13 protein-coding genes are annotated in these 14,079 nt (G+C 35.1%); 7 read left to right on the top strand and 6 right to left on the bottom strand.

Features of this window, described 5'->3' with window-relative positions; translation table 11 throughout:
* Positions 1-343 precede the first annotated feature (343 nt).
* The 4 genes from thrS (at position 344) to rplT (ending at position 3,567) form a co-directional block, all read left to right on the top strand.
* A complete protein-coding gene (gene thrS, locus ACXAGS_RS13370; protein ID WP_474907438.1) occupies positions 344-2,284 on the top strand; it encodes a threonine--tRNA ligase in 1,941 nt (646 codons plus the stop codon).
* A gap of 30 nt (positions 2,285-2,314) precedes the next feature.
* A complete protein-coding gene (gene infC, locus ACXAGS_RS13375; RefSeq protein WP_474907626.1) occupies positions 2,315-2,872 on the top strand; it encodes a translation initiation factor IF-3 in 558 nt (185 codons plus the stop codon).
* A gap of 51 nt (positions 2,873-2,923) precedes the next feature.
* A complete protein-coding gene (gene rpmI / locus ACXAGS_RS13380) occupies positions 2,924-3,121 on the top strand; it encodes a 50S ribosomal protein L35 (RefSeq protein WP_010520027.1) in 198 nt (65 codons plus the stop codon).
* 101 nt (positions 3,122-3,222) lie between these two features.
* A complete protein-coding gene (rplT, locus tag ACXAGS_RS13385) occupies positions 3,223-3,567 on the top strand; it encodes a 50S ribosomal protein L20 (protein WP_010520026.1) in 345 nt (114 codons plus the stop codon).
* A 62-nt stretch (positions 3,568-3,629) separates the two neighbouring features.
* Here rplT and ACXAGS_RS13390 read toward each other — a convergent pair whose 3' ends face one another.
* The gene (locus ACXAGS_RS13390; protein ID WP_474907440.1) at positions 3,630-4,061 is read right to left on the bottom strand and encodes a secondary thiamine-phosphate synthase enzyme YjbQ; all 432 of its coding nucleotides are present in this window, start codon (positions 4,059-4,061) and stop codon (positions 3,630-3,632) included.
* Positions 4,062-4,131: 70 nt separating this feature from the next.
* Here ACXAGS_RS13390 and ACXAGS_RS13395 point away from each other — a divergent pair, with 70 nt between their 5' ends.
* The 3 genes from ACXAGS_RS13395 to ACXAGS_RS13405 all read left to right on the top strand — a co-directional run bounded on the left by ACXAGS_RS13395 (position 4,132) and on the right by ACXAGS_RS13405 (position 7,701).
* Positions 4,132-4,935, top strand: a complete 804-nt coding sequence (locus tag ACXAGS_RS13395; RefSeq protein ID WP_474907442.1) for an HAD family hydrolase — start codon at positions 4,132-4,134, stop codon at positions 4,933-4,935.
* 219 nt (positions 4,936-5,154) lie between these two features.
* Positions 5,155-5,538 (top strand): response regulator, encoded by a 384-nt coding sequence (locus tag ACXAGS_RS13400; protein WP_474907443.1) that lies wholly within the window; start codon positions 5,155-5,157, stop codon positions 5,536-5,538.
* Between the two features lie 57 nt (positions 5,539-5,595).
* On the top strand, positions 5,596-7,701 hold the full coding sequence (locus ACXAGS_RS13405; RefSeq protein WP_474907444.1) for a sensor histidine kinase: 2,106 nt from the start codon (positions 5,596-5,598) through the stop codon (positions 7,699-7,701).
* Here the strand turns inward: ACXAGS_RS13405 and ACXAGS_RS13410 are convergent.
* The 5 genes from ACXAGS_RS13410 to tgt form a co-directional block, all read right to left on the bottom strand.
* A complete protein-coding gene (locus ACXAGS_RS13410) occupies positions 7,698-8,897 on the bottom strand; it encodes an asparagine synthetase B (protein ID WP_474907446.1) in 1,200 nt (399 codons plus the stop codon). The two genes, ACXAGS_RS13405 and ACXAGS_RS13410, sit on opposite strands and share 4 nt — an antisense overlap.
* Positions 8,898-8,979: 82 nt before the next feature.
* On the bottom strand, positions 8,980-10,524 hold the full coding sequence (dnaB, locus tag ACXAGS_RS13415) for a replicative DNA helicase (protein WP_474907447.1): 1,545 nt from the start codon (positions 10,522-10,524) through the stop codon (positions 8,980-8,982).
* Positions 10,525-10,692: 168 nt separating this feature from the next.
* Complete coding sequence (locus ACXAGS_RS13420; protein ID WP_474907449.1) at positions 10,693-11,646, bottom strand: acetyl-CoA carboxylase carboxyltransferase subunit alpha; 954 nt, start codon at positions 11,644-11,646, stop codon at positions 10,693-10,695.
* An 89-nt stretch (positions 11,647-11,735) separates the two neighbouring features.
* Entirely contained in the window at positions 11,736-12,818 is a 1,083-nt protein-coding gene (locus tag ACXAGS_RS13425) for an LptF/LptG family permease (protein WP_474907450.1), read from the bottom strand.
* On the bottom strand, positions 12,818-13,948 hold the full coding sequence (gene tgt / locus ACXAGS_RS13430) for a tRNA guanosine(34) transglycosylase Tgt (RefSeq protein ID WP_474907452.1): 1,131 nt from the start codon (positions 13,946-13,948) through the stop codon (positions 12,818-12,820). Before tgt ends, ACXAGS_RS13425 begins: the two co-directional genes overlap by 1 nt.
* Positions 13,949-14,079: the final 131 nt, after the last annotated feature.

The following is a 14,079-nucleotide window of genomic DNA, read 5'->3' on the forward strand; positions in this document are numbered from 1 at the left end:
CTAAAAAAAACAGTATGTCAATGAGCTTTAGAACTATCCCCTAAAACAAACCCTTTGTTGTTTTTCGGGCTGCAAATGTAACACCATTTCCTAATAAACCAACAAACTTTTTAAAGGTTTTTTTTGGGGAATCTTCAGCTAACTGAAAATCAAGAAGATAAAAATACAATTTTTTTTGAGACCACAAAATACCCCCTAGATTATTCCTATAAACGCATCAATGGAACCAACCTTCGTTTCTTTCTATATAGAAATATATACATATATATAAGTGTAAATGTTGTAACATCTAGGTAAGATATTATCTTTGCCTCCTCTATAATAAAACTAAGAAGTATAGACCATGATAAAGATTACGCTACCGGATGGTGCTGTAAAAGAAGTTGAAAAAGGAACTACTCCTTTTGCTGTTGCACAAAGTATAAGTGAAGGACTTGCTAGAAATGTTATCTCCGCAAAATTTAATGACGCAACTGTTGAAACCACGACACCTTTAACCACCGATGGCTCTTTAACCTTATACACATGGAATGACGATGAAGGAAAGAAAGCTTTTTGGCATTCATCTTCTCACATTCTAGCACAGGCTTTAGAAGAACTGTATCCTGGTATTAAATTAACTATTGGGCCTGCTATTGAAAATGGTTTTTATTATGACGTAGACTTTGGCGAACATACCATAAGTGACAAAGACTTTGAAAAAATTGAAGCTAAAGCTTTAGAAATTGCCAGAGGTAAACACGACTTTAAGTTACGAGATGTCTCTAAAGCGGATGCCCTAGCCTATTACAAAAAGGAGAATAATGAATACAAGATTGAGCTGATAGAAAATCTCACCGATGGTGAAATTACCTTCTGTGACCATAGTTCTTTCACTGATTTATGTAGAGGTGGGCATATACCAAACACAGGTATTGTAAAGGCTTTTAAGATATTAAGTGTTGCAGGGGCCTATTGGCGTGGCGATGAAAACAATCCACAATTAACTCGTGTTTATGGCATTTCATTTCCAAAACAAAAGGACCTTAAAGCGTATTTAGAACTTTTAGAGGAAGCAAAAAAGCGTGATCATCGTAAATTAGGTAAGGAATTAGAGTTATTTACCTTTTCGCAAAAAGTTGGACAAGGACTGCCTTTGTGGTTACCTAAAGGCGCAGCTTTAAGAGAACGACTAGAAGATTTTCTTAAAAAAGCTCAGAAAAAAGCGGGTTACGAAATGGTAGTTACCCCACATATAGGTCAAAAAGAATTATATGTTACCTCTGGCCATTATGCAAAATATGGCGAAGATAGTTTTCAACCTATAAAGACACCTAAGGAAGATGAAGAGTTTTTGTTGAAACCAATGAATTGTCCTCATCACTGTGAAGTTTACAAAAACAGTCCATGGAGTTATAAAGATTTACCAATACGCTATGCGGAATTTGGTACTGTATATAGGTATGAACAAAGTGGCGAGTTGCATGGTTTAACAAGAGTAAGAGGTTTTACCCAAGACGATGCCCACATTTTTTGTACTCCCGATCAACTTGATCAAGAGTTTAAAAATGTTATTGACTTGGTTTTATATGTTTTTGGTTCCTTAGGTTTTGAGAACTTTACGGCTCAAGTTTCTGTAAGGGATTTAAATAATCCCGACAAATACATTGGTAAGGTAGAAAATTGGGAGAAAGCAGAACAAGCTATAATAACTGCCGCCAAAGACAAAGGGTTAAATTACGTTATTGAAAGTGGTGAAGCCGCTTTCTATGGACCCAAGTTAGACTTTATGGTAAAGGATGCTTTGGGAAGGCAATGGCAATTAGGCACAATACAGGTTGATTACAACTTACCCGAACGTTTTGACCTTACTTATAAAGGAAGTGATAATGAGTTGCATAGACCCGTAATGATCCACAGAGCGCCCTTTGGTAGTATGGAGCGCTTTATTGCAATTTTATTAGAACATACTGGCGGAAACTTTCCACTTTGGTTAATGCCGCAACAGTGTATAGTACTGCCCGTGAGCGAGAAACATGAAAATTATGCCCAAAAAGTTTTGAATTCGTTTGAAAATCACGAAATTCGCGCGCTCATTGATAACAGGAACGAAACGGTTGGTAAGAAAATCCGTGAGGCAGAATTAAAGAAAATTCCTTTTATGATTATTGTAGGCGAACAAGAAGAAGCAGACAATACCATAGCTGTAAGAAAACATGGCGGGGAAGATTTGGGAAGTATTACCATTGAGGACTTTTCCGATTTGATTAAAAAGGAAATAAATAGTACCTTAAAATCGTTTTAAAAAAATAAGTTTAATTAAAATTTTTAAGTCATAGCAATAAGAAGAAGATCTAGGCCACAACCACGTAGGGAAAATAAAAACCCTCACAACATCAATGATAAAATTACAGCAAGAGAAGTACGTCTTGTTGGCGATAATGTGGAAGTTGGCGTGTACCCTATTAGAAAGGCTAAAGAGATAGCCAAAGAACAGGAGCTTGATTTGGTAGAAATTTCACCAAATGCAAACCCTCCCGTATGTAAGATAATAGACTATAAGAAATTCTTATACGAACAGAAGAAAAGAGAGAAAGCATTAAAAGCAAAACAGGCAAAAGTTGTCATTAAAGAAATCCGTTTTGGACCACAAACAGATGACCACGATTACGAGTTTAAAAAACGTCATGCCGAGAAGTTTTTAAAAGACGGTGCCAAGTTAAAAGCATATGTTTTCTTTAAAGGTAGGTCCATAGTTTATAAGGATCAAGGAGAAATTCTTTTGTTACGATTGGCGCAGGAACTAGAAGATTTAGGTAAAGTAGAACAGATGCCTAAACTTGAAGGTAAAAGAATGACCATGTTCATTGCTCCAAAGACTGGAAAAAAATAAGCGGGATCCGATTATACTTTTGTGTTTTCGGTTTAAATAAAAAGAGGAATAATGCCAAAGATGAAAACTAAATCCAGTGCTAAAAAGCGTTTTAAGCTTACCGGTACTGGTAAAATCAAAAGAAAGCACGCTTTTAAGAGTCATATTTTGACAAAAAAATCTAAGAAGCGTAAGCTAAAGCTAACTCACTCTACCTTGGTACACCAAAGTGATGAGAATAGCATTAAAGAACAATTGCGTTTAAAATAAGCAAAAGTTCAGTTTAGGTACATTAATTATTAACCATGGAGTTAGGCACAATCAAAGATTTCTTTTAATAGGAACGCCTACTACAAAAAAATGAAAACAGTATGCCAAGATCAGTAAATTCAGTTGCTTCACGCGCAAGAAGAAAAAAAGTGATGAAGCAGGCAAAAGGTTACTTTGGACGTAGAAAAAACGTTTGGACAGTAGCCAAAAATGCGGTAGAAAAAGCAATGCAATATGCTTACCGCGACAGAAGAAACAAAAAGAGAAATTTCCGTTCACTTTGGATTACACGTATTAACGCTGGTGCGAGAATGCATGGATTATCTTACTCTCAATTTATGGGTAAAGCTAAAGCTAGTGGTATTGAACTTAACCGTAAAGTACTTGCAGATTTAGCCATGAACCATCCAGATGCATTTAAAGCTATCGTTGAAAAAGTGAAATAAAACATTTAACTTAATTATCCCGCTTATAAAACCCATCATTTAAATGATGGGTTTTTTATTTTTTACCCCATTAATTCTCCCATAAGGGTACAAACAAGGTTTCTACCTGAAGCATAATCTCGATGCTCACACAAATAAATACCTTGCCAAATACCCAAGTTCAACCTACCATTTGTTATTGGAATTAATACGGAGGCACCCATTAAAGATGCTTTAATGTGGGCTGGCATATCATCAGGGCCTTCATACGTATGGATATAGTATGGCGCATTCTCAGGCACCATAATATTAAAATGACTCTCAAAATCTGACCTTACCGTAGGGTCTGCATTTTCGTTAATGGTTAAACTAGCAGACGTATGTTTTATAAAGACCTGTAATTGTCCATATTTAATCTTACGGATTTCAGGCATTTTATCCAAAATATCTTTTGTTACCAAGTGAAATCCTCGTTTATAAGGCTTTAATTTAATTTCTCTCTGAAACCAATTCATAAGACATATTTAAGACAAATTTTACGTCTTTCCTAGAGATAGCAGTACCTTTACAAATTATTATTGGTATATGGATTTATCTAAAATTAAAATGGTGGTTTCTGATATGGACGGAACCCTTTTAAACAATCAGCATGAAGTAAGCACAGAGTTTTTCAATCTTTTTGAAGACTTAAAAAAACAAAATATTGCATTTGTAGCGGCTAGCGGCAGACAATATTATAGCATGTTGGATAAATTAAAACCAATTGCCAATGATATTTTATTTATAGCCGAGAATGGGGCTTTTGTAAAAAAACAAGAGAATGTATTAATGACCATTTCTCTAGACCAAACTTATATTACAAATGTGCTAGAGGTAGTAGATAGATTGGAAAATGCGCATGCTGTTTTATGTACGGCAAATACTGCATATGTCAACAAATCTTCAGGTGATTTTATAGAAATGCTAAAGGAATATTATTCTGAATTTACTTTGGTTGACAACCAAAAAGCAGTCAGTGATACTATTTTAAAAATTGCGATTTACCATCACCAGAGCTCTGAAAAGTATTTGTATCCAGAATTGAAACAATTTGAGGATGTATTAAAGGTAAAAGTTTCTGGAGAGAATTGGCTAGATATTTCAGAACCCAATGCCCACAAAGGCTACGCACTGCAAAAAGTTATGGAGGAACACGGAATAAACGCAGATGAAATCATGGTCTTTGGTGACTTTAACAATGATTTGGAGATGATGCAACTATCTAATTTTAGTTTTGCTATGGCTAACGCTCATCCTAATATAAAACGTATTGCCAAGTATCAAACTTTAAGTAATACAGAACAGGGAGTAGAACATATTTTATCAAAACTTGTAATGGCCAAAAGTTAAAAAGTTATCCTATTTCTAGATCATCACACACTTAAACCAACTACCATTCAGACCCCGTAAAATACTGGTCATTTTAAAATAATTACAGGATACCAGATATTATTTGTATTTTAACACATAAATTCTCCTATTTTACAACAAAAATTATTTACAATAGTTCAGTATAATTAGTTTGCACCATAATATTTAAATATAACTATGTACCAACAAATTTACTTAGTGGATGATGAGGAGTTAGTAAATACTATTAACACCGTACATTTTAGAAAATTAGGTTTAGAAGATAAAGTAAAAACATTTACCAATCCTGAATTAGCATTAGATGATTTGCGCTTTAGGGAGGTACAGGATGAGCGAACATTGATTTTGCTTGATATTAATATGCCGGAAATGACAGGATATGAGTTTTTAGAATTCATGACATTAGAAAATTTCCCAGTATCTAATGAGGTATTAATGGTTACTTCATCTGAGCGTCCTGAGGATAGGGAAAAGGCAGAAGAATACAGCAAGTATGTAAAAGAATTTATAACCAAACCTCTAAAAATAGAGCATCTAGAAGCTTATTTACAAAAGTCGTTTTCTTCGTCAAAATCATCTTAGTTAAAGATGCTTTAGAAAACGATTTTCAATATTCTTGGAATTACCCCAATTACCTTTATGAAACAAGCCAAGGGAGATGATCGGTATGTTCGTAATTTTACCAGGCTATTAATTGTCTTAGGTGTAAGTATTCTTATATTCTTTACTGCTACTTTGTATGTTGTTAGTTTATATTTTTCTGATTTAAACGATAACGCCTATATAATTAATATTTCTGGTAGGCAACGCATGCTTAGTCAAAGCACTGTAAAGCAAGTTTATCGCAAGCAACTAGATTCTACCTTTAATATAGATTTAGTAGGCTTAGATATTTGGCGAGAAAATCATTCATTGTTAAGTGGTGATACTTATAAAAAAGTACTAGGAGGAATCCAAAATACAGCGGAGATAAATCTTTCGTATCAACAATTAGGAAATTACCAGAAGCAAATAATTAGTTTAGCAAAGCAGAAATCCAAATTACAACCTTCGCAATTAGCCACTCTTAACGACCTAGAGAGTAAGTACCTAAATGGCATGGATGCCATTGTTAGTAATTATCAAAAGCTACATGAAGAATCCTTGAATAAGTTCAAGACAATTGCAATTGCTACTTTATTATTTTTCATTGCTGCTATTTATCTATTACTCTTCATATTTATATTACCCTTATTAAGGAAAATAAATAAGAATTATAAAGAATCTAGAACTAAGGAATTTAGAAACCAAGCAGTAATAGATAATACTGAAGATACCATCTGGTCTTTAGACAAAAACTTTAATCTTTTAACCGCTAATAAAACCTATTTATCCAAAACTAGTAAAATAGATTCCTCGATTGTAATTGGCAGTAACCTAAGAAATAAGTTTTATTTTGGGGAAAATATTCACGATTATAATAATGTTTTTGAGGGTAAATCTTTTAGTAAAACCTACAAAACCATAAAGAACGGAATCACTAACCATTATGAACTTTATTTTTATCCTATTACAGAAAATGAAAAAGTAATTGGATGTTGTATACGGCAATGTGATGTTACACAGTTGCATAAAACCATACAAGATCTGCAACATGGTGAAGAAAAACTTAAAGAAGCCCAACAAATTGCAGATTTTGGAAACTGGTTCTGGAACATAGAAGAAGATGAAATCTATATTTCTGAACATTTGAATAACATCTTTGCAATTCCAAAAGAATATCAAAAAGAATATCTAACCTTTCCTTTTCTAGTTAATTTAATACATCCAGATGACCGAGAGGCTTTTGAAAACTCTGTTACGAGTAGTATTAAAAACAAAGAACCACATGACATTATTTATAGGGTAACCGTTGGTGGAAAACTAAAGTTTATACATCAAAAAGGTAAAGCTTTTTACAAAGATGATGACGCCATAAAAGCGTATAGAATGGCGGGTACCGCGCAAGATGTAACTAAGACTATAATTACAAACCAGAAAATTGAAAATCAAAATAAGGAGTTGCAAAACTTCATCTATATCTTATCCCATAATTTAAAAAGACCCATTGCCAATATTCTTGCCTTACAATCTTTATATGAGGAAGGGGATAATGAAACCAATGACGGCATAATGACCAATATACAAGCTTGTTGTGTCGCATTAAATACTACAATAAAAGACTTAAATCTTTCGCTCTCTTTAAAAGAAATAAGTAAGGAAGACTTTACAGAGGTAGACGTTTGCGAAATATTAGATGATATACAGGTTTTGTTAAACAAAGACATAATAGATACCAAAGCCAAAATCTACACTAAAATTACCCAAGATAAAATAATGGGGGTAAAGAGTTATTTTGTAAACATCTTCTATAATTTAGTTTTAAACAGTTTAAAATACCATAATCCGGATACACCGCTTACCATAAAAATTTCTGTGTTTAAAAATAGGAATGCCATTGTTGTTAAAATTGAAGATAACGGGCAAGGCATGTTATTAACCCCGGAGAGAAGAAAGAAAATATTTGACATGTACGGTAGGCTTAGCGGCAAAACCAAAGGCAAAGGGCTTGGACTTTACTTGGTAAAGACACAAGTAGAAGCTATGAATGGTACTATTGATGTGGAAAGCGAAGTGGGCGTTGGTACTACAATGATTTTACATTTTAATGAAGAAGCACCCCCTAGTGAGGATAATGAAACCGAATATGCTTTTTTGGGTAATTAAGTTTTTTGCTTTTTCTTTCTAGCGGCAGGAAACAAGACGTTATTTAAGATTAATCTATAACCTGGTGAAGTTGGATGTAATTCCAATTCTGTTTTTGGGTCTCCTACTCTATGCTGGTAGTCTTCTGGATCGTGCCCCCCATAAAACGTAAAAAAACCTTTACCTTTTATACCATGTACGTATCTAGCCTCGCCATTAAGTTTACATTCTCCTAGCACCATGACCGTTGGTTTAACTTCTGCAGACTCAAAAGCTGTTGTTTGTCCCATAAATCCTTTTACCAAAGTAGTATGATTTTGGGTTAACATGGTAGGTACGGGATCCCACTTTGCAGAAAATTCTTTTAAGGAAAAATAATCGGATTCCTTAGGCACACGTCTTTTACGGGTCATATCAATAGAAGAAAATTCGTATTGAGAAGGATTTCGCTCTAGCGTAAAATCAGTAAAAGCAAAAGTTCTAGTATAATCCAATCTAGATTGATAATTGGGAGATGAGGCATCACCATCAAACATAGGCTCACAAATATCTACGCCTTTAGCAGCCAAAGCTATGTCAAAACTATCTGTAGCAGAACACATAGCAAACATAAACCCACCACCAATAACGTAGGCCCTTATTTTTTCAGCAACCGCACTCTTTTGTTCCGCAACTTTATTGTAACCCAATTTTCTTGCACGTTCCTCGGCTATTCGTTTTCCCTCTATATACCAAGATGCCGTTCTATAAGAACCATAAAATTTTCCGTATTGGCCCGTAAAATCTTCATGGTGTAAATGCAACCAATCATACAAGGCCAATTTATCTTCCAGCACTTCTTCATCATACACCGTTACATACGGGATTTCTGCATACGTCAAAACCATAGTCACGGCATCATCCCAAGGCATGTTATCTTTTGGGGAGTAGACTGCAATTTTTGGAGCTTTCTCTAATATTACGGCTTCTTGATTTTGAGAAGGACTGCTTATATCTGCTAAAATAGTTTGCGCTTGATTATCTGACAAAACTTCAAAAGACACACCTCTAATCTGGCACTCTTTACGAACCAAATCACCGTCTGGTAATAAAAAAGAACCACCTCTATAATTTAATAACCATTGCACTTTTTGCTGCTTTTGCAGTATCCAATACGTTATTCCGTATGCTTTTAGATGATTCTTCTGCCCCTCTGCATCCATTGGGATTAATAGCATAGAGGCTGAAGTTTTTCCTGAAATGAGAAGAAAAAAAACAACTAAAACCAAACCTCCAAACCTTGAGGTTTTAAAAAAATACTTAAAAAGGAATGTCGTTATCTTCATCTGGCTGCTCATTAAAAGAGCTACCAAAAGCTTGATCTGCACTAGGTAAAGTTTGGGTGGAAAAAGGATTTTCCTCATCGTCGTTCATCTTAGATTGAAACTCAAAAGGTGAGTCAAAGTCATCTAAATTATCGAATTTACCTAACTGACCAATGAATTTTAACCTAATATTTTCCAAACCACCGTTACGGTGCTTTGCTACTATGAATTCTCCTTGGCCTTGGGTTGGAGAGCGCTCCTCATCGTCCCATTCTTCAATTTTATAGTATTCTGGTCTATAAATAAAACTTACGATATCCGCATCTTGTTCAATAGCTCCAGATTCCCTTAAATCTGAAAGCAACGGCCTTTTACTACCTCCCCTTGTTTCTACCGCACGCGATAGCTGTGATAACGCAATTACCGGAACATTAAGTTCTTTGGCCAAAGCCTTTAAGTTTCTAGATATGGTAGAAATTTCTTGCTCCCGGTTTCCTCCTTTTTGGCTACCTCCGGCAGTCATTAACTGCAAATAATCGATAATAATTATTTGAATATCGTGTTGGGATTTTAAACGTCTTGCCTTTGCCCTTAAATCAAAAATAGATAAAGAGGGAGTATCATCTATAAATAGTGGGGCTTTCTCTAACGTTTTTACTTTAACATTGAGCTGTTCCCACTCATGTTTTTCTAATTTACCCGTACGCAACTTTTCTGAAGAAAGTCCTGTTTCTGATGAAATTAATCTTGTTATTAACTGTACAGAGGACATCTCCAAAGAAAAGAAGGCTACCCCATGATTGGAATTTACGGCAATATTTCTTGCCATGGATAAGGTAAGGGCTGTTTTACCCATACCAGGCCTTGCAGCAACAATAATTAAATCTGAAGGCTGCCAGCCCGAAGTAAGTTTATCAAGTTTATCGAACCCTGAAGGTATACCGCTTAACCCTTCTTTATTAGAGATTTCCTCAATTTTTTTCTTGGCTTGTATTACCAAGTTTTGAGCGGTCTCTGCTGAACGTTTTAAATTCCCTTGTGTTACCTCGTAAAGTTTAGATTCTGCCGTATCTAACAAATCAAAAACGTCTGTTGTTTCACTGTAAGACTCTTCAATTATTTCGTTAGAAATCTTAATAAGACTCCTTTGAATATATTTTTGTAGAATTATACGGGCATGAAATTCTATGTGGGCCGAAGAAGCTACTTTTTGGGTAAGTTTTATCAAATAAAAATCGCCCCCTACCAACTCTAACTTGCCGTCTTTCTTTAATTGGGTAGAAACGGTTAATAAGTCTACCGGTTCAGAAGTTTCAAACAATTGAAAGATAGCTTCAAAGATAAATTTATGGGCGTCTTTATAAAATACATCAGGATGTAAGATATCTATTACCTCATCTACACCCTTTTTATCAATCATCATGGCACCCAACACAACCTCCTCTAATTCAACAGCTTGCGGTGGTATTTTACCTTTTTCCAAGCTTATAATAGTGGATTTATCAATCTTACGACCGGTAATTGGGCTAGGTTTGTCCATGAGTGCGAAAGTATGCAATTAACCTTTAGTTAACTTTAAATTTTTAGCGAACTATGTTCACACGTAATCAACAAAATTAATGTTGATAACTAAATATTTCTGTTAATAACGAAAAAAAAGGCTCAGAAAATTCTGAAACCTTTTTTATTTAAAACGTAAAACTCAGGGTTAACCGTTGTATACCCCCATCTTTGAATATTTGTCCATACGTTGTTTCACCAATTCTTTTGGTGATAACTTTTTAAGCTCTTCAAAATGAGAAATAATTTTGTTTTTTACGGTGGTAAACGTTTTATCCCTATCTCTATGGGCACCACCTAATGGCTCTTTTATAATCTCGTCTATTAATTTCTGACGCTTCATGTCGGAAGCAGTAAGTTTTAACGCTTCTGCTGCTTGTTCTTTAAACTCCCAACTTCTCCAAAGTATAGAACTACAAGATTCTGGAGAAATAACGGAGTACCATGTATTTTCTAACATGAGCACCTTATCTCCTACTCCAATACCCAATGCACCACCAGATGCACCTTCCCCAATAATAACTACAATTACAGGCACTTTAAGCCTGCTCATTTCTAATATGTTTCTTGCAATAGCTTCTCCTTGTCCGCGTTCCTCCGCTTCTATTCCTGGATAGGCTCCTGGCGTATCTACAAAGGTTACAATTGGTAGCCCAAACTTCTCTGCAGACTTCATTAAACGAAGGGCTTTTCTATACCCTTCTGGATTGGCCATACCAAAGTTTCTATATTGCCTTGTTTTGGTGTTATACCCTTTTTGCTGGCCTATTAGCATAAAAGACTGGTCCCCTATTTTACCTAGACCACCAATCATAGCTTTATCATCCTTTACGGTACGATCCCCATGAAGTTCTAAAAAGCTATCTCCACACAAAGCGTTTATATAATCTAAAGTGTAGGGTCTATTTGGGTGTCTACTTAATTGTACACGCTGCCACGCACTAAGGTTTTTATAGATATCCTTTTTGGTATCTGCTAACTTTTCTTCAATTTTCTGACACGTTTCCGTGACATCTACTTCACTTTCTTCCCCTATAACCATGCATTTCTGCAATTGATCTTCTAATTCTTTAATAGGGAGTTCAAATTCCAAATATTCCATAAATAGTGTCTTGAAAGTTGGTTGGTGAGGGCAAAGATATGAATTTAACCTATTCTAAAAAGCCCCTGTACCATGTCTTATCTAACTTGTTATCTTTTAGCTTTTTGCAGTAAGTAAACTCCTATGATTCCAAAAATTAAGTTAGGAATCAATACGGCCAATAAAGGAGAAAACCCAGATTGCTCTGCCATGGTACCAAATATTCGGTCAAAGAAAATATAGACCATTCCCAAGGCAATACCAATGAGCAAATTTAACCCCATACCCCCTCTTCTTTTAACAGAAGAAACTGCTACCGCTATAATGGTTAAAATAAATGCTGCTACTGGTAACGCCCATCTTTTATATTTGGCCAAAACATAGGTGTTTACGTTTGCGGCTCCCTTTTTACGTTGCTCCTCTATAAACTTATTAAGCTCAAATAGGTTTTTTGTTTCTGCAACATAAGAAACAGGTGTTAAATCATCAATCTGAAAAGAAAATAAGGTATCTAACCTACTTTCTGATCTTATTAATTCTTTGCCTTCTCTAATTTTTCGCTTTTGGTAAGATGTAAGCCTGTATATACTATCCTTTTCTATCCATCTAATATTGGCCGCACTTATTTTGTAATCTAACTGATTTTCCTCGTTAAAATGCTCATAGGTAAAATTATAACCTATTTGCCTTTGTGGATCAAAACTACTCACGTAGATAAAATCTTGTTCGTTTAATTGATTGAATATATTGGTAGTTTGCCTTGTCTGTCTACCTTTTTTAAAATATTTATATTCAAACTCATTAAAACCGACACTTGCATTTGGAACTATAAACTGGCCCATTAAAAAAATTAGGATTGCCACGATAGATGCACCAATAAAATAGGGCCTTAAAAAACGCCAGTAAGAAATACCAGAGCTTAACATGGCCACTATTTCCGTGTTGCTTGCCAATTTGGAGGTAAAAAATATTATGGATAAGAATAGTAAAATGGGCATTAACAGGTTACCGAGTACCAAACTAAAATTTCCATAAAAAACGATTACTTCACTTAAAGGCGCTTCATTATCAATGATTTTCCCAATTTTTTCCGCTAGGCTAATCATTATTCCAATAGGGATAAATAATAACATAATCCCCAAGAATGTTACTAAGTACCTTTTTAATATGTATTTATCTAATATGGTTAGCATTATAGCCTTTTATCCATTTGTTTAACCATCTTATTTTTCCAATCCGTAAAGGTACCTTCAATAATTTTTTCTCTTGCAGTTCTTACCAACCATAAATAAAAACCAAGATTGTGAATGGTTGCAATCTGCTTTCCTAAATATTCATTGGCGGCAAACAAATGCCTTAGATAGGCCTTGGAATATTCTCGATCTACAAAAGTTACTCCCAAATCATCTAACGGAGAAAAATCGTTTTCCCATTTTTTATTTTTAATGTTGATGGTTCCTTCAGACGTAAAAAGCATTCCATTTCTGGCATTTCTGGTAGGCATAACACAATCAAACATATCTACCCCCAATGCTATATTTTCTAAAATATTAATAGGTGTACCTACCCCCATTAAATATCTTGGTTTATCTTTTGGTAAAATGGCACAAACTACGTCTGTCATGGCATACATCTCCTCTGCTGGCTCCCCCACGGAAAGACCTCCAATTGCGTTGCCTAAAGCACCAGCGTTAGCAATATATTCTGCAGATTGCTTTCTTAAATCTGTATAGGTAGAACCTTGGACTATAGGGAAAAGGGTTTGTTCATAACCATACATTTCGGGCACTTCTTTTAGGTGGTTTATACAACGATCTAACCATCTATGGGTCATATGCATAGACCGCTTGGCATAGTTGTATTCACACGGGTAAGGCGTACACTCGTCAAACGCCATGATAATATCCGCTCCAATACTTCGCTGTATTTCCATTGCCCTTTCTGGAGAAAAGAAATGGTAAGAACCATCTATGTGCGATTTAAACTTAACGCCTTCCTCTTTAATTTTTCTATTTGCGGACAAAGAGTATACTTGGTAACCACCACTATCTGTTAGAATATTGCGGTCCCAGCCCATAAACTTGTGCAAACCACCTGCTTGTTCTAGAATTTTGGTACCGGGTCTTAGATAAAGATGATACGTATTACCCAAAATAATATCTGGGTTAATTTCTTCCCGTAGTTCTTTCTGATGCACCCCCTTTACCGAAGCTACCGTACCAACCGGCATAAAAATTGGCGTTTGTATTGGGCCATGACCTAAGGTTATGGTGCCTGCTCTTGCCTTGCTTTGACTATCCTTTTTCTCTAAGGTAAATTTCAAACTAATTGAATTTAACGGCAAATATAGCCATCTCTGTTAGAGAATTCACTTAACAAAAAAATAAAGTTTAAAACCGAAATCCTTTCGCAATTATAAGTGCTTAAGCTTGGTTTAACCGTGCAATGCAATTA

The sequence above is a fragment of the Croceivirga sp. ABH4_376 genome (assembly GCF_056160685.1).